We start from the raw sequence: 23724 nt of genomic DNA, 5'->3' as shown, positions 1-23724 counted from the left end.
TTCTGACACCAATCCCTCCGTTTACCGGGTATAAAAAAGCGCCGTTTCTGATAAGAAACGGCGCTGTCTGCATCGATATAACGACAATCAGATTACGGACGAGCCACAAATCCAACCACATCGTAGACCTTGCGCAGCGTTTCCTGCGCACGGGCGCTGGCCTTCTGCGCACCATCACGCATCACCTGCTGCAGGAAGGCTTCATCATCACGGAAACGGTGATAACGTGCCTGCAACTCGCTCAGCATACCGGAGACGGCGTCCGCCACCGCACCTTTCAGATGACCATACATCTGCCCTTCAAACGCTTTCTCCAGATCAGGAATGGATTTCCCCGTCACCCCGGAGAGGATATCCAGCAGATTGGATACGCCAGCCTTGTTTTGCAGGTCATAACGTACCACCGGCGGTTCGTCGGAATCCGTTACCGCACGTTTGATCTTCTTCACCACCGATTTCGGGTCTTCCAGCAGACCAATGACGTTATTGCGGTTATCATCCGACTTGGACATCTTTCTGGTTGGCTCCAACAGAGACATCACCCGCGCACCGGATTTGGGAATAAACGGCTCAGGAATGCGGAAAATATCGCCGTAGATAGCGTTGAAACGCTGGGCGATATCCCGGCTCAGTTCCAGATGCTGTTTCTGATCTTCCCCAACCGGCACCTGATTGGTCTGATACAGCAGAATGTCAGCCGCCATTAACACCGGGTAGTCAAACAATCCGGCGTTGATGTTTTCTTCATAGCGGGCGGATTTGTCCTTAAACTGAGTCATGCGGCTCAATTCGCCGAAATAGGTGTAGCAGTTCAGCAACCAGCCTAACTGTGCGTGTTCCGGTACATGCGACTGAACGAAAATAGTGCTCTTTTGCGGATCGATGCCGCAAGCCAGATAAAGCGCCAGCGTATCCAGCGTCGCCTTGCGTAGTTGCTGTGGCTCCTGGCGCACGGTGATCGCATGTTGATCCACGATGCAATAGATGCAGTCGAAGTCATCCTGCATGTTGACCCACTGACGTAACGCACCCATGTAGTTACCAATGGTTAACTCGCCTGACGGCTGTGCGCCGCTAAACACAATGGGCTTACTCATGTCATGCTTCCTGATCGTTTAAAAGGGTTAACCCGGATAGGGTCAGTAAATCCGCAAAGCTCTCCAACACCACATCGGGGTGGCTTAAGGCAATCGCTTCACCATAGTTATAGCCATACGTCATGCCGACGCACGGGCATCCGGCGGCCCGCGCCGCCTGTATATCATTACGTGAGTCGCCGACAAACAACAATTCATTCGCGCGCAGACCCAGCTTGCCCAACACCATATACAACGGTGCAGGATGCGGTTTCTTCTCAGTGACGTCATCGCCGCCCAGAATCAGTGAAAAATAGTGGCCGATACCCAGCACATCCAGCAACGGTGCGACAAACGGCGTCGGTTTATTGGTGACCACCGCCATACGCAAACCACGCCCAGCCAATTCGGCCAACGTTTCCTGCACCCCTGGAAACAGCAGGCTGCCGCTGTCTACCGTACGGGCATAGTACTTATCAAACAGCAAACGGGTGTCCTGAATCTGCCGGCTCGTTGGCTCTACCCCCGCCCAGCGCAACGCACGCTCTACCAGCACATCAGCGCCGTTGCCAATCCAGGTCGATACCCGCGCTTCACCCGCGCGCGGCAGCGACAATGCGCCTAATGCCATATCGACCGCTGCGGCCAGCCCCGGCGCACTGTTGACCAGCGTGCCGTCAAGATCAAATGCCAGACCACGAATCGCAGCAAAATCAGTCATGACGTACTGTCTCCAACTCCTGGCGCATCTTATCAATCACCGCACGATAATCCGGCTGGCCGAAAATCGCCGAGCCTGCGACAAACATATCCGCCCCGGCTGCTGCAATTTGCGCGATGTTATCTACTTTCACGCCACCGTCTACTTCCAAGCGGATATCATAGCCGCTTTCATCAATGCGCTGACGCACCTGACGTAGCTTATCCAGCGTAGACGGAATAAACGACTGGCCGCCAAACCCCGGATTAACGGACATCAGCAGAATGATATCCAGCTTGTCCATCACATAGTCAAGATAGCTCAGCGAGGTGGCCGGGTTAAATACCAGACCGGCTTTACAACCATGATCCTTAATCAGGTGCAGAGTGCGATCAACATGCTCGGACGCCTCTGGATGAAACGTAATGAAGCTGGCCCCCGCTTCGGCAAAATCAGGTATCAGCCTGTCTACCGGTTTTACCATCAGGTGAACATCCACAGGTGCGGTGATGCCATAATTGCGCAGGGATTTCAGCACCAGCGGACCGATGGTTAAATTGGGAACATAGTGATTATCCATCACATCAAAGTGGACGACATCTGCTCCGGCTGTCAGGGCTTGCGCGGTGTCCTCACCAAGACGGGCAAAGTCAGCCGACAAAATAGACGGGGCGATTAAAAACGGTTTCATGCGTTTCTCCAAACCATCAAGTCTGCATTCCGCTGCCCGGCGCTATCACTGATGACACGCCTGTGCAGCCACTCTGTTGGGGAACAATACTTATGAAGAACGATACTTATAAAGAACAATATTTATGAAGAACTATACTTATGAAAAACAATGTTCATGTAAAAAATAATGTTCATGGGGAACAAGGTTTACCGAGAACACTGGCCGCGATCTCATCTTATTCCCTGCTCGCCGCACCTTGCCAGACTCAGCAGGACGCCGCCTGGCAATATAACGCCAGCAGTTCATTGACCTTGCCGCGGCCAGAAATATTGCGGCTGATGGTACGACGCGCCTTGACCACATACAACGATGACGCATCACGATACCACTCACGGGTCAATACCGTGTCGTGGTTAGAAATCAGAACCGGAATCTGGCTTTGCGACGACAACTGTTGCGCCAGTTGAGCCAGATTTTGCTGGTCCAGATTATTAAAGTTGTTGGTGTGGTACGCCGTAAAGTTAGCCGTGGCCGATAGCGGTGCATAAGGCGGATCGCAATACACCACCGAACCTGAAGTCGCCTTGGTCAGCGTCTGTTGATAATGCTCGCATACGAACGTGGCGTTCTGCGCTTTTTCCGCAAACCAGTAAAGTTCCTCTTCCGGAAAATAAGGCTTTTTATAGCGCCCGAACGGCACATTAAACTCACCCCGCATGTTATAGCGGCACAGGCCGTTATAGCAGTGGCGATTCAGATACAAAAACAGCAGCGCACGACGATAATCATTGGTACAGAGGTTGAATTCCTCTCTCAACCGGTAAAAAACATCCGAGGTATTCGCTTCATCAATAAACAACTCGCGAGCATCGCGGATAAAAGCATCGGTTTCGGTTTTGACGATTTTATACAGATTAATCAGATCGCTGTTGATATCCGCCAGAATATAGCTGTCGTACTCGGTATTGAGAAATACGGAACCCGCGCCTACGAAAGGCTCGATTAATCGCTCTCCCGCTGGCAGGTATCGGCGAATCTCCTCCACCAGCGGATATTTTCCACCAGCCCATTTTAAGAACGCGCGGTTTTTCTTCATGCCGTCGTTAGTTACTCACACAGTTCAGAGCCACGGATTGTACTCTGTTAAGACAGCACATCAGGGCCAATTGGTGTTACCTGGTCAAGTCCTGCTTCACCTGACGGATCGGCCTGACCCAGGGTTTCTTTGCCTGAACATCAGCAGGCAGGGACGCAATCGCGCGCCTGGCATCCTCAGGCGAGGCGTAAACACCATTCACCAGAACATACCAGGGCTGCCCGTCACGTTTCGTTTCATACACCCAGTAATTCGCCAACCGCTGTTCCCTGGCATACGCCTTGAGGGAATCGGCGCGGGACGCACTACTGAGCTGCAAAGTAAAGTGGCTGGCTGGCGCACTCTGAATAGCCGTACTGCTCTGACCTCCCGCCGGCACCGCCGGTTTAACCGCCGTTACCGGTTTGCTGGATGGCGCAGGCGTCACTGCCGTCGTGGGTACACGATGCACATTCGCTGCAGGTTTAACGGTCTCTTTCACTCCAATGGCAGCTTTATGAGATGGCGATGAAGGCTGTTTTTCCGCCTGAACATGGGAAGGCGACTTCTCCACCGGCTGAACCCGTCCACTTTTGGCTGTCGGCGACAACACCGTTGCCGGTTCGGTCGGCAACCCGGCAGACAACGCGTTGACGCGATCCTGTTGCTGGGGCTGAGACAATGCATCGGTAATATTGCCCGGCAACTCAATACGCTGCTGATTGGTATTCTGCGAAGACAACGGCGCCTGCGTAGGCGTGCCGGAAACCGGCTGACCACTCAGCGTCTGCGGAGCTCCAGACCCCGTATTCTGGGCACCAACCGGCGCAGGAGAAGATAACTGAGATGCCGCCGGTGGTGTTCCCTGTGCCTGACCGGAAGACAAGGAAGACGATAGATCAATATTCTTGCCAGAACCTGCTGATTGCGACGACGCCGAAGAGGTATTCTGGCTGGGAGATTGCAAAGCAGAACCGATGCCGACAATCAGTAACACCAACACCACAATACCGATACCAATCATGGTGTGTTGTCTGGATAGCGAAACACTGGGGGCAGAGAAACCTTTGCTTCGTCTCTGCTGACGCACAGGGCGTCGATCACTGGTATCCGGCTTTAACTCTTCTTCCGGATTGAACTCATCCATTTATACCCTCCAACTGAAAGGCCAGTTTCCGCGCACATCTGACACCGCAGAAAGTCTAAATCATAAAGCCTTGTATTTAAAACATAAATACCGAAATTCGCCTGCTGACCATTCAGCCAGCCAGAACAATAGCTCAGGGAAGGCAGTCAGCTATGGATGCCAGCACCAGTTCGTGCGATACGCCCGACCGGACTTCCGACTGACCAATCGCCGTGGGCAGAACCAAACGCAATTCACCCGCCAGAACCTTCTTGTCACGCATCATATGCGGCAGGTACGTTTGCGGAGCCATTTCACGCGGCCCGGTAACAGGCAACCCAGCCCGCCGCAGCAATGCCTTGATGCGCTCAACATCATCCACGCTAAATTGGCCCAGGCGACGTGCAGCCTGGGCAGCCATAACCATGCCCGCCGCTACGGCCTCGCCGTGCAGCCAGTTGCCATACCCCATTTCCGCTTCAATAGCGTGTCCATAAGTGTGGCCCAAATTCAGCAAGGCGCGCAGTCCAGATTCACGCTCATCCGCCGCTACCACTTCCGCTTTCAGTTCACAACAGCGGCGGATACAGTAAGCCAGCGGTGCGCTTTGCAGGCTTCGCACCGCATCAATATGCTCTTCCAGCCATTCAAAAAAGGCCCGATCAAGAATGATACCGTACTTGATCACTTCAGCCAGACCGGAGGAGAGTTCGCGCGCGGGCAACGTCTTAAGGCAATCCAGATCGACTACCACCGAAGCAGGCTGGTAGAACGCGCCAATCATATTTTTGCCAAGCGGGTGATTGACTGCGGTTTTACCGCCGACAGAAGAATCAACCTGCGACAGCAAGGTGGTGGGAACCTGAATAAAGCGAACACCGCGCTGATAACAGGCGGCGGCAAAACCAGTCAGATCGCCGATAACGCCGCCGCCCAACGCCACCAGCGTAGTGTCGCGGCCATGCGGCCTGGCAAGCAATGCAGAAAACACCTGCTCCAGCACAGCCAAAGACTTGAACTGTTCACCGTCAGGCAGAATGACCTGATCCACCCGCACACCGCTTTTCTCCAGCAAATCACGCACCGCATCCAGATAAAGCGGCGCCAGCGTCTCATTAGTCACCAGCATGGCCTGATCGCCAGCCTTCAGTGGCATAAAAGAAGCTGCATCGTTGAAAAGACCGGCAGCTATGGTAATGGGGTAACTGCGTTCCCCTAGGGTGACGGTGACTCTTTCCATGCGCGTTCCATTGATCTTTAGAGACCTGCGGTATACAGGGGATTACACAAAATCAGTTGTTTTCCAGCATACTGATAATCTGGTTGGCAACGACCTTGGCGCTTTGTTCATCAGTGCGAATTGTGACATCAGCAATCTCTTCATACAGCGGATTACGCTCTTTCGCCAATGCCTCCAGCACTTCGCGTGGTGGGGTTTCAACCTGAAGCAACGGACGTTTCTTATCTCGTTGAGTACGGGCCAACTGTTTTTCAATCGTGGTTTCCAGATACACTACCACGCCACGAGCGGACAGGCGATTGCGGGTTTCGCGTGATTTCACCGAACCACCGCCCGTTGCCAACACAATGCCTTGTTTTTCCGTCAATTCATTAATGACTTTCTCTTCGCGCTCACGGAAGCCTTCCTCGCCTTCCACATCAAATACCCAGCCCACATCAGCCCCGGTACGTCGCTCAATTTCTTGATCGGAGTCGAAGAATTCCATATTGAGCTGCTGAGCTAACTGACGGCCAATAGTGCTTTTGCCGGCACCCATAGGCCCAACCAGAAAGATATTGCGTTTCTCTGCCATTTTTTTGGTATTACTAAGAAATTCGTTAATGATAACCCGCCCCGCCATGTAACCTGCGGCGGAACCTAAACTGAAACCTCATGAGCGATAGTGCGAGAATCAGACAAAAAATTATCTCAATACTCAGGGTAGTTTGGCAACCGAATAAAATGCCACACGAACCAGGCAGCGATAAACCGTACGTTTTATCTATACCCGCCATACTTCAGGTTGCAGGAAAAAGCGCCGCGTTGTTCAACACGCGAGCGTTTTTTCCTGCAACTTGAGGTATTTCGAGTACACACCGCTGATGTAACACCACTTCCGTGCTCAAGCCGCTATCCTTGTATGCTAAAACGGCGGTATCGTCAAACGATGAAGGGCACTATTTAACAAAGTAGCTTAACAAAGCAGGCAAGTTCCCACTGCCCGCCGCTCCAGCAAGTCAGGCTGCCGGCGCACGTTTAGCGGCCTGAATCAGAGTGGGTGTAATGAAGATAACCAGCTCACGACGGGTATGCTGACGGTTACTGGAGCGAAACCACTGCCCGATGCCCGGTAATGCCCCCAGTCCCGGCACCTGACGCTCCCCCTGATTTTTTTGCTGCTGGAAAATACCGCCCAGCACAATGGTTTCGCCATCCTGAACCGTTACCTGCGTCTGTATTTCCTGTTTATCGATAGCCAGTATTTCACTGCCCTCGCCCTGTTTAATCGCGCGTCCCGGCATATTCTGGCTAATCAGCAAATTGAGCGTAATCTGTCCACCATGCAGAATTCTGGGCGTCACTTCCATCCCCAGCACGGCCTCCTTGAACTCAATTGACGTGGAACCACTCGCGCCACTGGACACCTGATACGGAATTTCCGTGCCTTGTTTGATGCTGGCCGTTTGTTGATGCGCGGTAAACAAACGCGGGCTGGCAATGATCTCCACTTCGTTTTCTTGTTCCAGCGCCATCAACTCCAGATCCAGCAATCGTCCATTCAATTTTGCCAGATGAAAACCTGCGTTAACGGCGGGCGACTCCACCGGCAGGCTAACGCTAAAATTGTTCATTTGCAGGGCCTGCCCCGCAGTCGTGGCCTCACCCAGCCCCCAGTTAACACCCAATGCCTTGAGATGCTCGCTGCTGATGGTGACGATGTGCGCCGCCAGTTGCACTTGAGCCAATGGCTTATCCAGTTCCTCGATCCAGGGGCGAAGCTGTTCCAGCGCGGCGCTCACATCCCGCACCAGCAGGGTATTCGTGCGTTTGTCCACGGTGACGCTGCCACGCTCAGTCAGCAAGGTGCCGCGCTGACTTTGCAGGTTTGCCACTACATCGGTCGCTTCCGCATACTGCAAGGTGACAGACAGGTTCTGCAACGGTAGTTGCAGACGTTGTCTGGTTGCCAGTTCCTCCTGCTGCCGCTGCTGGTCTTTCACATAGGTATCGGGATAGACCATCATGACGCCACCCTGCCGTTCAATCGTCAGTTGCCCCATACGCAGAATGATATCAAGCGCCTGCTGCCAGGGCACTTGCTGCAAATTCAGGCTAATATTGCCTGCCACACCCGGCGCCACCACCAGATTAAGTTGCTGATGGTCAGCCAGCGCCTGCAACACACGCTGGACCGGCACATCATCAAATGCCAGCGAAACGGGCACATCGCCACCGGCATGAGTAGCCATGCTGCAAAACAGCATCACCAGCCAACAGTACCGACACAAACGTCTGCCGGGAAAACATCCTGTTTTCATATTTCATTCCTTTTTGTGATAAATCTTGTGATGAAAAGGCGGCTCAAGATGAATCTCCGCCCTCTCACAACGCGCTTTCCCATCCGTCAGACTTAACGTAGCGCCGGTACTATCCAGCCGCGTAACCTGCCAGTCACCCGGAGGAATAACATCCCCATCGCGGACGCGCAGCCAACCGGTTTGCGCCTGCGCCAACCACCCCACCCATTGCGACGATGACCCCACCATCCCCTTTAGTTGCCATTTATCCGGCAACTGGCCGCTATCGCACGATACCTCTGACAGCGGCTGGAACGGATCGCGCATTGTTTCTGCTCTCACCGTCCCCAAAAGCAGTCCCAGCCACAGCACGCCACGTTGCCACCCGTTCATCGCACCATCTCCGATTGCAGCGGGAGTGACAATCGCAGTTCGGTACGCAACCCGGCAGGCACTTTGCGAATGGTGATTTGATCAATGCGTAGCACTACTGGCAATGCCTTGAAACGCGAAAGAAAACTCAGGGTTGCGCCGTACTCTGCATTAAAAACCAGTAACCAGGCGGAGGGCACACTATTCACCTCTTCTGTTTGCAAAGGATGCCAGACCTCCAGATGAACGCCACTGTCACGCAACGGCGCATCCAGCAACGACGCGATACGATTTACCGGCCAGTTCACTTCCTGTACGGGCTGTTCAGCCAGCCAACGCTGCAGCACATGCAAGGCAGGCATTCGGGTAATTTTCTCCCGCCACTGATCAATAACCCGCTCGCCCTCTCGATATTGTTGTTCGAGTTGTAGCAGTTGCTGGCGCTCTGCCGACATCCACACTCCACCGGCAATGGTCACCGCCACCATCACCACTGCCGATGGCGCCAGTAACCACAACCATAGCGGCACCGTCAGCCAACGCGCAGCCAGCGGGTAAAGCCGAGTCATCATCCCTTCGATCCCGCTTCGGCTAGTGCCCGCCAGTGCAGGCGTAACGAAAAATTCAGCCGTGCGCTATCCTGCGGGTCGCGTTGTGTCTGTTGTACGCTGGCGTGCTCTATTTGCGGTAATGCCGCCATCGCGTTAGCCAGAGTGACGATAGCAGAATAGTGATTACTCACTCCGGATATGTGGATACGCACGCCGTTGTCTCCAATTTCTGTCAGCCAGAGCGAATCAGGCATCAACGCCGGCAGCCGTTCAAGCAACGCCTGATAGCGCTGATTCCGCTGCTGGCTCTGTTCCTGCACCGACAGTTGCGCCAACTGAGCTTCGCGCCGTTGCCAGGCCGCTAATGTCTGATGGTAGAGCTGTTCATAGCGCGGCAGTTGCGACTGCACCAGTTCGACCTTGTGCCGTCGCCACGCGTACTGCTGCTGGTAGACCTCATAAGTCATGGTTGCCGTACAACCAACCACAAACAGCAACCCGCCAGATACCAGCAGGCTCAGCCGTATACGGCGATATAGTAAACCTGGACGCCACGCCAGAAGATTCACCGTCAACATGGCGTATCCTCCGGGCGTATTGCCAGCCCACCCGCAATGGCAAACGTGGTGGGAAACGACGGCAATGGCGGTTGCTGTCGAACAAATGCCGCCAGAGGCGACCAGTGAATCAGGTTGGCAGAAGTCTGTTGTAAAGCCACCGGCACGGATGTGCTGAGATAAGCCAGATGAGAAACCTCTTTTTGATAGCAAGTACTCACATACTTCAGGATATCAGGCTCCATCGCAGAGCCTTCCGCGCAGTTCGTCGTGTCGTCCGGATGAACGGTGCCGAATGCCAGCGGCGCTTGCAACGGCGAAACCCACAACCAGTGATCGTCGAAACGATGCAACAGCAGACGATCAGTCGCCAGTCCGGCCTGGGCCGCCATGTACCGCAAGGCACAGGGTGTAATATCCACAGCATCAGGCTGCAGGCCGGCATCGTGCAAGCAATGCAGCCAAACGTTCAGTTCGGTTTGGCGTGCCGCGGTGACCAGCAGCATATTCGGAGTTTGTGGGTCGGGGCGATAATCCAACGCCAGATCATCGCCGCTAACCGGTAATGTCCTGGCGGCCATCTTTCGGATATAGTCACCGCGCTGCGGCTCACGCAAACGGTGATCAGGCATTGCCAGCCGTTGTTGCAATACCCTTGCTGCGGGAAACCCCAACCGTAATGAAACAAATCGTGGCAATTCCTGCCGCCATTGACGAAGAACCGTACAAAGTGAGGCGGGATGATGTAGACTACCGCCGCGTAACGTGCTGTCGGGTAACGGCAACTGCCACCAATGGCGCAATTGCCAGCCATGTCGGCGGCGTTGTACCGCCAGAGCGCGCATAAAGCCGTTCTGGATGTCCAGTCCAACCTGCCAGATGGGATAAGCCATAAGTGTTCGATCTCCTTATCGTTTCATAACAGAGCAGATACCCGCCAGACGTCGGGTTGCAGGTAAGGCGGTCACCGGGTAACCCCCGGTTTGCCCCGCGAGGGGGAGAGGACCAGAAAAAGACCGGGTACAGCAGTCAGCCATACGCCTGTAACCTGAAAGACGACGGGTATATTCACCTTGCTGGCTTCCCTTTATACTAGCGCCCGTCTGTTTATAAACTATTCAATTGCTACTGAATGGAAAATCTCCGGTGAAGTTCGTAAAGTACCTATTCATCCTTGCAGTGAGTTGCATTCTGCTGGGAGCCGCTTCGCTCTATGGCCTCTACCGCTATATCGAGCCACAACTACCTGATGTCGCCACGCTGAAAGATGTCCGTCTGCAAACCCCCATGCAGGTTTACAGCGCTGACGGCGAACTGATCGCCCAGTTTGGCGAAAAGCGTCGTATCCCATTGAAGCTGGACCAGATCCCGCCCACACTGGTGAACGCCTTTATCGCAACGGAAGACAGTCGCTTCTTTGAGCACCACGGCGTTGACCCACAGGGGATCATTCGTGCCGCAGTGATTGCCTTGACGTCCGGCCATGCATCGCAGGGAGCGAGCACCATCACTCAGCAGCTGGCGCGTAATTTCTTCCTGAGTCCTGAGCGCACGTTGCTGCGTAAGATTAAGGAAGTGTTTCTGGCGATCCGCATCGAACAAACGCTGACCAAAGACGAGATCCTTGAGCTGTATCTGAACAAGATCTATCTCGGTTACCGCGCTTACGGCGTCGGGGCGGCGGCACAAGTCTATTTCGGCCTACCGGTGGAGCAGTTGACGCTGGCGCAGATGGCGATGATTGCCGGTTTGCCGAAAGCGCCGTCCACCTTCAACCCGCTCTACTCTTATGATCGCGCCGTGTCTCGTCGTAACGTCGTACTGTCTCGTATGTTGGACGAAAAATACATTACGCAGTCGCAGTACGATCAAGCCCGTAGCGAAAAACTGGTGGCAGATTATCACGCCCCCGAAATCGGCTTCTCTGCACCGTATGTGGCTGAAATGGTGCGTCAGGAAATGGTGAAACGCTACGGCGAGGATGCTTATAACGACGGTTATCAGGTCTACACCACCATCACCCGCAAGTTGCAACTGGCGGCGGAAGACGCAGTGCACAACAACGTCATCGCCTATGACATGCGTCATGGCTATCGTGGTCCAGACCAGGTGTTGTGGAAAGTCGGCACTCCGGCTTTGACACAAGACAAGATTGTCGAAGCCTTGAAAAAACTACCGGTTTACGGGCCACTATTTCCGGCGGTGGTGACGGATGCCGGCGCAGACAAAGCTCATGCCATCATGGCCAGCGGCGACAAAGTCGAACTGCCACTGGCAGGGGTGCGCTGGGCGCGCGCTTACCGTTCAGATGACCAGCAAGGCCCCACGCCGAAACGGGTGGCGGACGTGCTGGAAGCCGGTCAGCAAATCTGGGTGCGCAAAGTCGATAACGAGTGGTGGCTGGCGCAAGTGCCGGACGTCAACTCCGCATTGGTGTCGCTCAATCCGAAAGACGGCGCGATACTGGCGCTGGTAGGTGGATTCGACTTCAATCAGAGCAAGTTTAACCGCGCGACGCAGGCACTGCGGCAAGTAGGTTCAAACATCAAGCCTTTCCTCTACACCGCAGCAATGGATAAAGGGCTGACACTGGCCACCATCCTTAACGACGCCCCGATTACACGCTGGGATCCGGGTGCCGGTTCAGACTGGAGTCCGAAAAACTCGCCTGCGGTGTATGATGGCCCTATCCGCCTGCGTCAGGGTCTGGGACAGTCGAAAAACGTAGTAATGGTGAGGGCGATGCGCGCCATGGGCGTGGATTACGCCGCCGACTATCTGGAACGCTTCGGTTTCCCAGAGCAGAACATCGTACATACGGAATCGCTGGCGCTGGGTGCAGCGTCCTTTACGCCGTTGCAGGTGGTACGCGGTTACTCGGTGATGGCCAACGGCGGTTATCTGGTTGATCCCTACTTCATCACCAAAATCAATAACGCCAATGGTAATACGCTCTTCACCGCCAGCCCGAAAGTGGTGTGTGATACCTGTAATCTGCCGGTAATTTATGGGGATACCCAGCGTTCCGCCGTCTTGTCGGATGACAGCATGGAAAACGTCGCCACCTCACAGCAAAACACCGTGCAGGTCGCTCCCCAGGTTGACCCCATTACACCGTCGGAAGTCGCCAGACAGGCGGCAACCCAGCCTTACGCGCCACATGTCATCAGTACGCCGCTGGCTTTCCTGATCAAGGACGCGCTTAACAGTAACGTATTCGGTGAACCAGGCTGGATGGGAACCGGCTGGCGCGCAGGCAAGGTGCTGCAACGTCACGATATCGGCGGTAAAACCGGTACCACCAACAACTCGAAAGACGCCTGGTTCTCAGGTTATGGCCCGAATATCGTTGCCTCTGTGTGGATTGGTTTTGACGATCACCGCCGCGATCTTGGCCGCACGTCGGCATCTGGTGTGATCCGCGACCAGATTTCCGGCTACGAAGGCGGTGCGAAAAGTGCCGAACCCGCCTGGGATGACTTCATGAAAGTAGCGCTGGCGGGCGTGCCTGAGGATAAAACACCGCCACCGCAGGGTGTCGTGACTGTCACGATTGATCGCAGCAGCGGCAAGCTGTCTGATGGCGGTGCGAACAGCCGTCAGGAGTTCTTCATCGACGGCACGCAGCCAACCGAGCGAGCAGTACATGACGCCGGGACAACCTTGTTCAATACCAGCAGTGGTCAGGCGGAAGAGTTGTTCTGATTCCGGCGAGAATACGCCACTGTTTTTATCAGTGGCAGATAACAATCACCACCTCCCGATGAGGTGGTTTACAGCTGACAACCAAAAGGCGCGGATACCGCGCCTTTTTCTTTGGACATTATGGGCTGCCACGCAGGTCGTACCGACAGGAATGCGCAACGACGAGAAGTTAAGTTATTACCGACGCTATCTGTTCTTGTCTTGCATCAGAAACTGCTGCACCAGAAATAGCGCGCTGACATTACGGGCTTCGCGGAAATCGGGTTCGTCAAGCAGTGACATCATGTCCGCCAGCGGCCATCGCACCAGTTGCAGCGGCTCCGGCTCATCGCCTTGCAGGCGTTGCGGATACAGGCCATTCGCCACGACGATATTCATGCAACTGGAAAAATAAGCAGGCGCCATGGTCAGAGTGGATAACGAGTTGAACTGCTCCGCGCCAAATCCAACCTCTTCCATCAACTCACGGTTGGCCGCTTCAAACACCGTTTCACCTGGGTCAATCAACCCTTTGGGGAAACCCAACTCATACTGCTCAATCCCTAGCGCATATTCACGAATCAACAGCAGCTCATCATCGATCACCGGCACAATCATCACCGCTTCGCGCCCAGACGGACGCAGACGCTCATAGATACGGCGCTCACCGTTACTAAACTCCAAATCAACGGATTCCACATTGAACAGATGTGAACGGGCTACGGTCTCAACCTTGAGGATTTTGGGTTTTTGCAGGTTATTATTCATCGTGGCCTCAATGAGGAAACATCGACAGGCTTTCCCCGTTCAGGCCATGTCGGCACGGAACAAAAATCGGTAGAGCCGCTGTTTCCTACAGAATATTCAGTGAGACACATTGTGCGTTAACATTAACAGTAGCTGCAACTTCATAATGTCGAATTTACATATCGATAACAATGAAACATATTAATTTTTCTTATATAACACCTGCCACATGACCATGAATATTTACCCTACCTGTCAGCAGAAAAAATTCGGATTTTCCTCATTTCCACTCTCCGTTTAGCTTGCTAGCATAAATAGTTAAAAAGTTATATAGCCGGTTAATTCAGTCATTAACCAACGCGACGTGAGTTAACATTGTTCGTGTAATTTTGTTACTATCCGTAATAACAGAGGGAACCTTACGCTGTTGGCTGAAGATAATATGCGCACAATACTCATCATATTGGCTGTATTGTTTGCCTGTCCGATTGCGGTAGGGGGGATCATTGGTTATCTCATGCATCGTCGTCTTCTATTCGCCAAGCGTTTGCCAGTTACATCGTCTGGACATCGTCAACTGACGCAATCGGAACGTATTGCCATTGAACGCTATCTTTCCATGGCCCCGTCGGATAGCCCGGTTTCCGCATCCGTTCCTGCCGCGCGACACCGCCTGCTGCCGGGCAACCGAGTGTATCCCATTACTCATAGTATTACCCGTTATGGGCTGAGTACCGAGGCCCCCAACAAATGGCGCTATTATATTGATACACAGGAAATCCATCTGCCCGCACGTTGGGAACAATACATCACCCATAACAATGAAATCGAACTGATCAAAACGCGTTCGATTCCACTGGTTATTTCATTGAATGGTCATTCGCTGGCGGAATTCGTCAATGAAATAGATTCACTTTCCGGAACCGATATTCCCGTCGAACAGGCATCGATTAGGCCAGAAGGCCATGAACACACTGAACTGGTTGCGATTCGCAAAGAAACCCCGGAAGAACACGCTGTGCACCGCTCACGCGGCCTGCGCGAAGCCGGGATGCTAAGCCTGGCATTTTTGCTGCTGGTGTTCAGTCTGACCAGTCCACTGCCGATGTTGCCCTGGCTGGCTGGCGCTGCCTGCCTTATCGTGGCCTGGGGATGCTGGCAGTTGTTTCGTCCACCCACGCAAAAAGAGTTGCACGAAGTGCATTGCCTGCATGGCATACCACAATGTATGGGGTTATTCAGCGATGCCAGCCAGAGCCTTATCGGCAATGTGTCGCTCGGCAATATTGATCTTATCTACCCTCCCCATTGGCAGCCTTATATCGGTTACGATCTCGGCAGAAAAACCGATGTGGATATTTATTTAACCCGCCAGGTCGTACGTCAAGGCAATTACCTGTCGTTGCACAACGAAGTCAAATTCTTCCCGCTACAGCAATGGGGCAAAAACGTCATGCTGGCCGTCGGCGCACTGCTTAGCCTGATATTACTGCTGACATCGGTACCGTTTGATCTTCCGCTCAAGCTCAGTCTGGCTTGGGTACAAGGCACTAGCAGCATCAAGGTTACCCAGATAGAAGAACTGGAGCGCCTGCCGCTACACATTGGTGACAAATTACAGGTACATGGAACTGGCATGTGCTATGTGCCGCCAATCAGCCTTAGCCCGACATCCTCCAGAGCACCGGCTTTCGCGCCATTTGATTGCACCGCCATTTACTGGAACACAGCCGCACCGCTGCCATTGCCTGAGTCAGATACCATAGATAAAGCCACCGCCTTGCAAAAGACAGTCAACGAACAGTTGCACCCGGCTTCCAGCGACAACCAGGTCAGTTCCCAGTTGGCAGACTCCATCCAGAAATCCGGCATGATTCTGCTGAATAACTTCTCTGATATCGTGTTCAAAACCGACATGTTATGTGAGAAAGAAGAAGACTGTACCCGGCTTAAAAACGCGCTTATCAATCTGGGCAACACCAGAAATTGGGATGTGTTGGTCAAACGGGCGCGCTCCGGCGCATTAAAAGGGATGAGTGTGGTACTGCGCCCAGTGAGCGCCGAGTCGCTGGATGCGCTGGTGAAAAATGCAACCGACGAGTTCTACAGCCGCGAAATTATCACTGCATCCAATTCGCTAAATAGTCCGCCGCCAGGCGGCTTTCTGATTCATAGCGATGAAGGTCACCAGCTCGTCAGTCATCCGCTTCCCACAGCGCCGCTACGCGATTTGCCGCCGCAGGAGCAATGGCAGCAGCTACAGCGCCTGTCATCCCTGTTATTACATACGCCGTTTGAAGCCGATGGCGTGATTACCCAGATTAGCATCGACGCTAACGGCACGCGTCACATCTCGCTGCATAACGAACCCGATGCCATCACCATGTGGCGTTCGCTAGGCGCTTGTCTGCTGTTGCTGGCCTTTAGCGTTATTCTGATACTGAATCTGGTATTGCTGCTGGTAAAATACCGCCGTAACCAGCAGCGAATCGCCAATATCCAGCAATACTACGCACGCCATCTGGTGCCAGAAGCCCCCGTCGCCAGCGCTATGTACGGAAATGTGATTCACTCCTAGGTCAGGCGTCGTCAATCGGTGAGTGCGATCGGTTGCGTTTAGCCGGTACGCCAGACTCGTAACATCGACTACCCTATCTCCGGTTCAATCGGCGATAGGGTATCTGTACTGGAGTAAGTATGAATTCCGAACTGAACTGGAATGAGATCGATACCGTCCTGCTTGATATGGATGGTACGTTGCTCGATCTGGCATTTGACAGCTACTTCTGGCTGCAACTGGTGCCGGAATCCCTGAGCCGTAAGCGCGATATCAGCCTGGAGCAAGCCCGGCACTTGCTCGCGGTGGAATATCAGGCGGTACATCATACTCTGAACTGGTACTGCTTTGATTACTGGAGTGAACGGTTGGGGCTGGATATTTACCAAATGACCAGCGACATCGGCCACCGCGTCCGCTTGCGTGAAGACACCGCGCCCTTTCTGCACGCACTGCGTAAAAGCGGTCGCCAGTCGATTTTGTTGACCAACGCCCATCCGCATAGCCTGTCGGTCAAGGTTGCCTATACCGGGCTGGACAGACACCTTGATTTATTGCTTTCCACCCATACTTATGGGTATCCCAAGGAAGATCAGCGGTTATGGCAGGCAGTGCAGGAAGACATTGGGTTTAATCCGGAACGAACCCTGTTTGTGGATGACAGCGAACCCATACTGGATGCCGCCAGCACTTTTGGCATCCGTTATTGTTTGGGCGTCAGCAACCCTGACTCAAGCTGCCAACAGGAAAACCGCTTCCGGCAACATCCATCGATGAACGACTATCTGGCCTTTCTGCCGGACATTCATCGGTCGATTCGCATCAGCAATCAGGGGTATTGATGAGCAAAGACAGTCAGCATGATGACGACAATGCTGTCCGGTTAGATAAGTGGCTGTGGGCCGCGCGTTTTTACAAAACCCGCGCCCTGGCGCGTGAGATGATCGACGGCGGCAAAGTGCATTATAACGGTCAGCGCAGTAAACCCGGCAAACTGGTGGAACTGGATGCCGAAATCACGCTGCGTCAGGGCAACGATGAACGCACGGTGGTGGTTCGCGCCCTCAGTAGCCAACGGCGTCCTGCGGCGCAAGCACAAACACTGTACGCAGAAACGCAGCAGAGTATTGAAAAGCGGGAAAAAATGGCGCAGGCCAGAAAACTTAACGCCCTGTCAATGCCGCATCCGGACCGGCGACCGGATAAAAAAGAACGCCGGGATTTAATCAAATTCAAGTACAGTGACGCGGAATAAGCCATCGTCACATGAGAGAACATTTATGGCCAATCATGACCAACTGCATCGTTATCTGTTCGAAAATCATGCCGTTCGCGGCGAACTGGTAACGGTCAGCAACACTTTCCAGCAGATGCTGGCTAATCACGACTACCCCGCACCGGTCAAAAATCTGCTGGGTGAAATGCTGGTCGCTACCAGCCTGCTAACCGCCACACTGAAATTCAGCGGCGATATCACCGTGCAGTTACAAGGCGACGGCCCACTGAAATTGGCGGTGATCAATGGCAACCATCAGCAGCAAATGCGTGGCGTCGCTCGCTTGCAAGGCGACATTGCTGCCGACAGCTCGCTGCATGACATGGTCGGCAACGGTTATCTGGTCATTACCATCACCCCAACCGAAGGCGAACGTTATCAGGGCGTGGTAGGGCTGGAAGGCGACAATGTGGCCGCCTGTCTGGAAAACTATTTCCAACAGTCCGAACAGTTGCCGACGCGTCTGTTCATCCGCACCGGCGAACATGATAGCCGTCAATGTGCCGCTGGGATGCTGCTGCAAGTGCTGCCTGCGCAACATGGCAACCGTGAGGACTTCGACCACCTCACTCAATTAACCGCCACCGTCAAAAGTGAAGAGTTGTTTGGCCTGCCAGCTAACGAGGTGCTTTATCGCCTGTACCATCAGGAAAACGTTACGCTGTATGAACCGCAGCCGGTAACGTTCAATTGTCACTGTTCACGGGAACGCTGCGCCGACGCGCTGCTGACCCTGCCGACAGACGAGGTCAGCGATATTCTGGCTCAGGATGGGCAAGTCGATATGCACTGCGACTATTGCGGCAGCCATTATCTGTTCAGCGCGCAGGACATCGCCGAGATTCGCCAGCCCAGTGCCGCCCCAGGGTTACATTGATCTTCTTGCATCTCACGCAGGTAGCCTGTCCGTGGGCTATCTGCTAAGCAACATCTCCTGGCATATAAAAAGCAGCCAGGTTCTTCACGCGAACAATCTGGTTTAGATAACAATAATTTGATTGCTTTTTGTTCACATGTATAAGCAAAGTTATTAATTAATTTATTTAATTTTTTGATTGTTATCGCGGTTAAAATAAGCTTCCCGTCTAGACTTACCACGGGTACAACTATAACGTTCCAGGAGTAGCAACATGCAGATAAAAGGCATTACGCCAGAAGCACTGACGGCTTATGGTATTCATGATGTCCGCGAAATTGTCTACAATCCAAGCTACGATTTACTTTTTACCGAAGAAACATCCCCCACCCTGCAAGGCTACGAACGCGGTATCCAAACTCAATTGGGTGCTGTAGCCGTTGATACCGGCATTTTCACTGGTCGTTCTCCGAAAGATAAATATATCGTTCGTGACGATGTGACCCGCGACACCGTCTGGTGGTCAGATCAGGGCAAAGGCAAAAACGACAACCATCCGCTCAGCCAGGAAACCTGGCAACACCTGAAACAGCTGGTCACCAGCCAGTTATCGGGCAAACGCGTGTTTGTCGTTGATGCTTTCTGTGGTGCCAACGCCGACACTCGCCTGAAAGTCCGCTTCATTACCGAAGTCGCCTGGCAGGCTCACTTCGTGAAAAACATGTTTATCCGCCCCAGCGATGCAGAGTTGCAGGATTTTGAGCCAGACTTCATCGTGATGAACGGCGCGAAATGCACCAACCCGCAATGGCAGGAACAAGGGCTGAATTCGGAAAACTTCGTCGCGTTCAACCTGACAGAGCGCATCCAGCTCATCGGCGGCACCTGGTACGGCGGCGAGATGAAGAAAGGGTTGTTCTCCATCATGAACTACCTGCTGCCGCTCAAAGGTATCGCGTCGATGCATTGCTCGGCCAACGTGGGCGAGAAAGGTGACGTGGCGGTATTCTTCGGCCTGTCCGGCACCGGCAAAACCACGCTGTCTACCGACCCGAAACGCCAGTTGATCGGCGACGACGAACACGGCTGGGATCACGACGGCGTGTTCAACTTTGAAGGCGGCTGCTACGCGAAAACCATCAATCTATCTGCTGAGGCAGAGCCGGATATTTATCACGCCATCCGCCGCGATGCGCTGCTGGAAAACGTGACCGTACTGGCTGATGGCCGTGTGGATTTCAGCGACGGTTCCAAAACCGAAAATACCCGCGTGTCTTACCCTATCTATCACATCGATAACATCGTTAAGCCGGCTTCCAAAGCCGGGCACGCTACCAAGGTCATTTTCCTGACCGCCGACGCCTTCGGCGTACTGCCACCGGTGTCCCGCCTGACAGCGAGCCAGACGCAGTATCATTTCCTGTCTGGTTTCACCGCCAAACTGGCCGGAACCGAGCGCGGCGTGACTGAACCAACGCCAACCTTCTCCGCCTGCTTTGGCGCGGCGTTCCTGACGCTGCACCCGACGCAGTACGCCGAAGTGCTGGTGAAACGTATGCAGGCGGCAGGCGCTAAAGCCTATCTGGTCAACACTGGTTGGAACGGCACCGGCAAACGCATCTCCATCAAGGATACGCGCGGCATTATCGACGCGATCCTCAGTGGCAGCATCGACGATGCCGAAACTCAGACACTGCCGATCTTCAATTTGTCGATCCCGACCGCGCTACCGGGTGTGGATCCGGCGATTTTGGATCCGCGTGACACCTACGCTTCTGAGGCGCAGTGGGAAGAGAAAGCGCGCGATCTGGCGCAGCGCTTTGTCACCAACTTCGACAAATACACTGATACGCCTGCCGGTGCAGCACTGGTTTCAGCTGGTCCGGCATTATAAGCAAAGGCACATTAAGCAAAGTACCGCCGCCGGTCACCCGGTGGCGTGCTGGCAGCCAAAAGGCGCGAAATCGCGCCTTTTTTATTGTTTTGCGAAACAGAATGGTGTCTTAACACACTGTCGTTTATCGAACCGGCTCCTCAGCGATTAACATCACGCGCCCGTATCGACGTGCCGCCAGAGTGATTCGGGAACGCCAGCGGCAGATAAGCACGCACGCGCAATCCGCCGCGCTCACTGGTCCCCACATCCAGCGATCCGTCGTGTGCGTCAATGATACGCTGCACAATCGCCAACCCTAACCCGGTACCGCTGGTACTGCGGGCGCTGTCACCGCGCACAAACGGCTGAAACAAGTGCATGAGCTGAGAGGGATCGATACCAGGACCGTCATCCTCTACCTGAAACCAGGCACGCTGCAATTCCCGACCACTGCTGACGCGAATCCAGCCATTGCCGTAACGGGCAGCGTTCACGACCAGATTTGCCACTGCCCGTTTGATGGACAATGGGCTGACTTTCATGAGCAACTCGCCACGGGCAAGCTCGCTATCAATTTCACGCTCGTAACCGCTTTCCGACGCTACCACTTCTCCCAGAATCGTATTGAGATCGGCCACCTCCATCTGCATTTCCTGTCCGGTACGCAGGTAGTCGATAAACTGGCCAATAATGGCGTTACACTCTTCGATATCCTTATTGATAGACTCCGCCAGATAGTCGTCCTCCTGGCTCATCATCTCTGTCGCCAGACGAATACGAGTCAGCGGCGTGCGCAAATCATGGCTGACGCCAGCCATCAGCAACGTACGGTCATCCGCCAATAGCTTGACCCCGGATGCCATCTGATTAAACGCACGCGTGACTGACCGGACCTCCGACGCACCGTATTCACGCAACGGCGCGGGAATAATACCTTTACCTACCTGAATGGCAGCATGTTCCAGATCGACCAGTGGCCGGTTCTGCACCCGGATAAACAACCACGCACCGCCGATGACCAGCAACATGATAGCCAGCGTATAACGAAACAGCGGCGAGAAGTCGCCCTGATGAATTTCCGTGAGCGGCACCCGCACCCAGATATCCGGCGACAACCAGGTTTTCAACCACACCACCGGAGTATTCTTGCTCACTTCTACCCGTACTTCGGTTGGCCCCCCCAGTTGCTGCGCCATCTGCTGACTCAGAAACTTATAATGCTGCGCCCAGCGCAGCCCGCTCTCCTCCGCAGCCGCGTTGGTATATAGCGAAATGCCCAGCTCACGATAAATCTCACGCCGGAACGCGGGGGGCACGTCCAGCGTGGAACCATCTTCCAGTTGCAGCTTGTCTGTCATCAACATTCTGACCTCATAGGCCAGAACCTTATTGAACTGTTGCAGGCTGGGCAGAATCGCAAAATTAAGCACCACCAGATAGGTGGTGACAAGGCTGACAAACAGCAGAGTAACTATCAGCAACAGCGTACGGGCGAAGGCGCTGCGCGGGGAGAAGCGCCATCGAATCATGCTTTACTGCCGTCTGGCACAAAGACGTAACCCAGCCCCCATACTGTCTGGATATAACGCGGATGTGCCGGATCTTCCTCGACCATGCGGCGCAGACGAGAAATCTGCACATCGATGGAACGCTCCATGGCGCTGTACTCGCGGCCACGGGCCAGATTCATCAATTTATCGCGGGACAATGGCTCACGAGGATGGCTCACCAGCGCCTTGAGTACCGCAAACTCGCCGCTGGTCAACGGCATGGGTTCGTCGTCGCGGAACATTTCGCGTGTCCCCAGGTTCAGTTTGAACTTGCCGAAAGCGATGATGGCCTCTTCCTGCGACGGCGCACCGGGCAATTCATTGGCCTGACGGCGCAGAACAGCGCGAATACGGGCCAGCAGCTCACGTGGGTTAAACGGTTTAGGAATATAATCATCCGCACCGATTTCCAGACCGACAATCCTGTCCACTTCTTCACCTTTCGCCGTCACCATGATGATCGGCATCGGGTTGCTCTGACTACGCAGACGACGACAGATAGACAAACCATCTTCACCCGGCAACATCAGATCCAGTACCATCAGATGGAAAGACTCACGAGTTAACAGGCGATCCATCTGTTCGGCGTTGGCGACACTGCGCACCTGGAACCCCTGTTCAGTCAGGTAGCGCTCCAACAACGCTCGCAGGCACATATCGTCATCCACAACCAGAATTTTATAATTCTCTTGCATTTCTCTTCTCCAAAGACGTGATAGCCGCCAGCGCTTGGCTTCATTACGAAACTCAATCTAATATTGTTCAGAAACCAGTAACGAACTGACAGTCGTTTCTGGTATATATTCTAGGCAAAATTGTTACAAAGGATATAAAAATACGTTGTAATCAAGCCGTTCCCGCGACAAAGCGCCGCAAACCACACCGCAAATGACGATTTATGATTTATCCTCTATGTTATCCCACCGCCAACGATTATAACGATTTTATGATCTTCACATTTCAGAAAAGCGTATGAAAACCGATCTGATCACCCGCGAAGGCTATGAAGCCCTGAACCAGGAACTGAACTATCTGTGGAAGGAACGCCGCCCGGAAATCACGGAAAAAGTAGCCTGGGCCGCCAGCCTGGGTGATCGCAGCGAAAACGCCGATTACCTTTACAACAAGCGTCTGTTGCGTGAAATCGACCGTCGGGTGCGCTATCTGCGTAAACGCCTGCAAGTCGTGCGCGTAGTGGATTACTCCCCTCAACAGGACGGCAAGGTGTTTTTCGGCGCCTGGGTGGAGGTGGAAAACGAAGACGGTGATGTTAAGCGCTTTCGTATCGTCGGGCCAGACGAAATCTATGGCCGCAAAGATTACATCTCCATTGACGCACCTATGGCGCGCGCCCTGCTGAAAAAAGCAGTGGACGAGGAAGTGGTGGTCAGTACTCCCGCCGGTCCCAAAGTCTGGTACGTCAATAAAATCGACTATCACCACCCGATTAACTGACTCACCCCGCCATACAGAACGGTAGAGCCAGTCTGCCGTTCATATTTTCTTTCATCTTCCTGACACAATACTAA

22 protein-coding genes are annotated in these 23724 nt (G+C 53.8%); 7 read left to right on the top strand and 15 right to left on the bottom strand.

From position 1 onward, the window contains the following. Window positions 1-92: 92 nt before the first annotated feature. The 12 genes from trpS to pilM form a co-directional block, all read right to left on the bottom strand. Window positions 93-1097, bottom strand: a complete 1005-nt coding sequence (trpS, locus tag Dpoa569_RS01895; protein ID WP_042873164.1) for a tryptophan--tRNA ligase — start codon at window positions 1095-1097, stop codon at window positions 93-95. Window position 1098: 1 nt separating this feature from the next. After that, a complete protein-coding gene (locus Dpoa569_RS01890; RefSeq protein WP_042873166.1) occupies window positions 1099-1797 on the bottom strand; it encodes a phosphoglycolate phosphatase in 699 nt (232 codons plus the stop codon). Beyond that, window positions 1790-2467 (bottom strand): ribulose-phosphate 3-epimerase, encoded by a 678-nt coding sequence (rpe, locus tag Dpoa569_RS01885; RefSeq protein WP_042873167.1) that lies wholly within the window; start codon window positions 2465-2467, stop codon window positions 1790-1792. Before rpe ends, Dpoa569_RS01890 begins: the two co-directional genes overlap by 8 nt. A 247-nt stretch (window positions 2468-2714) precedes the next feature. Further along, window positions 2715-3545: an adenine-specific DNA-methyltransferase gene (gene dam / locus Dpoa569_RS01880; RefSeq protein ID WP_042873168.1), complete on the bottom strand. Its 831-nt coding sequence runs from the start codon at window positions 3543-3545 to the stop codon at window positions 2715-2717. A 76-nt stretch (window positions 3546-3621) separates the two neighbouring features. Continuing rightward, a complete protein-coding gene (locus Dpoa569_RS01875; RefSeq protein ID WP_042873171.1) occupies window positions 3622-4671 on the bottom strand; it encodes an SPOR domain-containing protein in 1050 nt (349 codons plus the stop codon). A 133-nt stretch (window positions 4672-4804) separates the two neighbouring features. Further along, window positions 4805-5890 (bottom strand): 3-dehydroquinate synthase, encoded by a 1086-nt coding sequence (gene aroB / locus Dpoa569_RS01870; protein WP_042873173.1) that lies wholly within the window; start codon window positions 5888-5890, stop codon window positions 4805-4807. Between the two features lie 52 nt (window positions 5891-5942). Continuing rightward, on the bottom strand, window positions 5943-6464 hold the full coding sequence (aroK, locus tag Dpoa569_RS01865) for a shikimate kinase AroK (protein ID WP_027710718.1): 522 nt from the start codon (window positions 6462-6464) through the stop codon (window positions 5943-5945). A gap of 424 nt (window positions 6465-6888) precedes the next feature. Next, the gene (gene hofQ / locus Dpoa569_RS01860) at window positions 6889-8190 is read right to left on the bottom strand and encodes a DNA uptake porin HofQ (RefSeq protein ID WP_050569508.1); all 1302 of its coding nucleotides are present in this window, start codon (window positions 8188-8190) and stop codon (window positions 6889-6891) included. A 3-nt stretch (window positions 8191-8193) separates the two neighbouring features. Then, entirely contained in the window at window positions 8194-8562 is a 369-nt protein-coding gene (locus Dpoa569_RS01855; RefSeq protein WP_042873174.1) for a HofP DNA utilization family protein, read from the bottom strand. Next, window positions 8559-9113, bottom strand: coding sequence for a hypothetical protein (locus Dpoa569_RS01850; RefSeq protein ID WP_173023989.1), 555 nt, complete (start codon window positions 9111-9113; stop codon window positions 8559-8561). The genes Dpoa569_RS01855 and Dpoa569_RS01850 overlap by 4 nt, the downstream gene beginning before the upstream one ends. Continuing rightward, a complete protein-coding gene (locus tag Dpoa569_RS01845) occupies window positions 9110-9670 on the bottom strand; it encodes a PilN domain-containing protein (protein WP_042873177.1) in 561 nt (186 codons plus the stop codon). Before Dpoa569_RS01845 ends, Dpoa569_RS01850 begins: the two co-directional genes overlap by 4 nt. Continuing rightward, window positions 9664-10542, bottom strand: a complete 879-nt coding sequence (pilM, locus tag Dpoa569_RS01840; protein ID WP_042873178.1) for a type IV pilus biogenesis protein PilM — start codon at window positions 10540-10542, stop codon at window positions 9664-9666. The genes Dpoa569_RS01845 and pilM overlap by 7 nt, the downstream gene beginning before the upstream one ends. Before the next feature lie 253 nt (window positions 10543-10795). Here pilM and mrcA point away from each other — a divergent pair, with 253 nt between their 5' ends. Beyond that, window positions 10796-13354 carry a peptidoglycan glycosyltransferase/peptidoglycan DD-transpeptidase MrcA gene (gene mrcA, locus Dpoa569_RS01835; protein ID WP_042873181.1) on the top strand — a complete coding sequence of 853 codons (2559 nt, stop codon included), beginning with the start codon at window positions 10796-10798 and terminating at the stop codon, window positions 13352-13354. Window positions 13355-13540: 186 nt separating this feature from the next. Here mrcA and nudE read toward each other — a convergent pair whose 3' ends face one another. Next, on the bottom strand, window positions 13541-14101 hold the full coding sequence (gene nudE / locus Dpoa569_RS01830) for an ADP compounds hydrolase NudE (protein ID WP_042873183.1): 561 nt from the start codon (window positions 14099-14101) through the stop codon (window positions 13541-13543). Window positions 14102-14522: 421 nt separating this feature from the next. Here nudE and Dpoa569_RS01825 point away from each other — a divergent pair, with 421 nt between their 5' ends. From Dpoa569_RS01825 to pckA, 5 genes are all read left to right on the top strand, one after another. After that, entirely contained in the window at window positions 14523-16658 is a 2136-nt protein-coding gene (locus Dpoa569_RS01825; RefSeq protein ID WP_042873185.1) for an intracellular growth attenuator family protein, read from the top strand. 119 nt (window positions 16659-16777) lie between these two features. After that, complete coding sequence (gene yrfG / locus Dpoa569_RS01820; RefSeq protein WP_042873187.1) at window positions 16778-17479, top strand: GMP/IMP nucleotidase; 702 nt, start codon at window positions 16778-16780, stop codon at window positions 17477-17479. After that, window positions 17479-17892, top strand: coding sequence for a ribosome-associated heat shock protein Hsp15 (gene hslR, locus Dpoa569_RS01815; RefSeq protein WP_146410995.1), 414 nt, complete (start codon window positions 17479-17481; stop codon window positions 17890-17892). The genes yrfG and hslR overlap by 1 nt, the downstream gene beginning before the upstream one ends. A 25-nt stretch (window positions 17893-17917) precedes the next feature. Continuing rightward, window positions 17918-18790 (top strand): Hsp33 family molecular chaperone HslO, encoded by an 873-nt coding sequence (hslO, locus tag Dpoa569_RS01810; protein ID WP_042873189.1) that lies wholly within the window; start codon window positions 17918-17920, stop codon window positions 18788-18790. 253 nt (window positions 18791-19043) lie between these two features. Further along, a complete protein-coding gene (pckA, locus tag Dpoa569_RS01805; RefSeq protein ID WP_042873191.1) occupies window positions 19044-20663 on the top strand; it encodes a phosphoenolpyruvate carboxykinase (ATP) in 1620 nt (539 codons plus the stop codon). A 140-nt stretch (window positions 20664-20803) separates the two neighbouring features. Here pckA and envZ read toward each other — a convergent pair whose 3' ends face one another. Together envZ and ompR are read right to left on the bottom strand one after the other, a co-directional pair. After that, complete coding sequence (gene envZ, locus Dpoa569_RS01800) at window positions 20804-22174, bottom strand: two-component system sensor histidine kinase EnvZ (protein WP_050569509.1); 1371 nt, start codon at window positions 22172-22174, stop codon at window positions 20804-20806. Next, window positions 22171-22890 (bottom strand): osmolarity response regulator transcription factor OmpR, encoded by a 720-nt coding sequence (gene ompR / locus Dpoa569_RS01795; RefSeq protein ID WP_146410992.1) that lies wholly within the window; start codon window positions 22888-22890, stop codon window positions 22171-22173. The genes envZ and ompR overlap by 4 nt, the downstream gene beginning before the upstream one ends. 277 nt (window positions 22891-23167) lie before the next feature. Between ompR and greB the strand changes: the two genes are divergently transcribed. Next, window positions 23168-23650, top strand: a complete 483-nt coding sequence (gene greB, locus Dpoa569_RS01790) for a transcription elongation factor GreB (protein ID WP_042873193.1) — start codon at window positions 23168-23170, stop codon at window positions 23648-23650. Window positions 23651-23724 lie beyond the last annotated feature (74 nt).

Source organism: Dickeya poaceiphila (assembly GCF_007858975.2).
Taxonomy (GTDB): Bacteria; Pseudomonadota; Gammaproteobacteria; order Enterobacterales; family Enterobacteriaceae; genus Dickeya; species Dickeya poaceiphila.
Note: the sequence above shows the minus strand (reverse complement) of the source record. Positions and strands in the feature narration are given on the sequence as shown.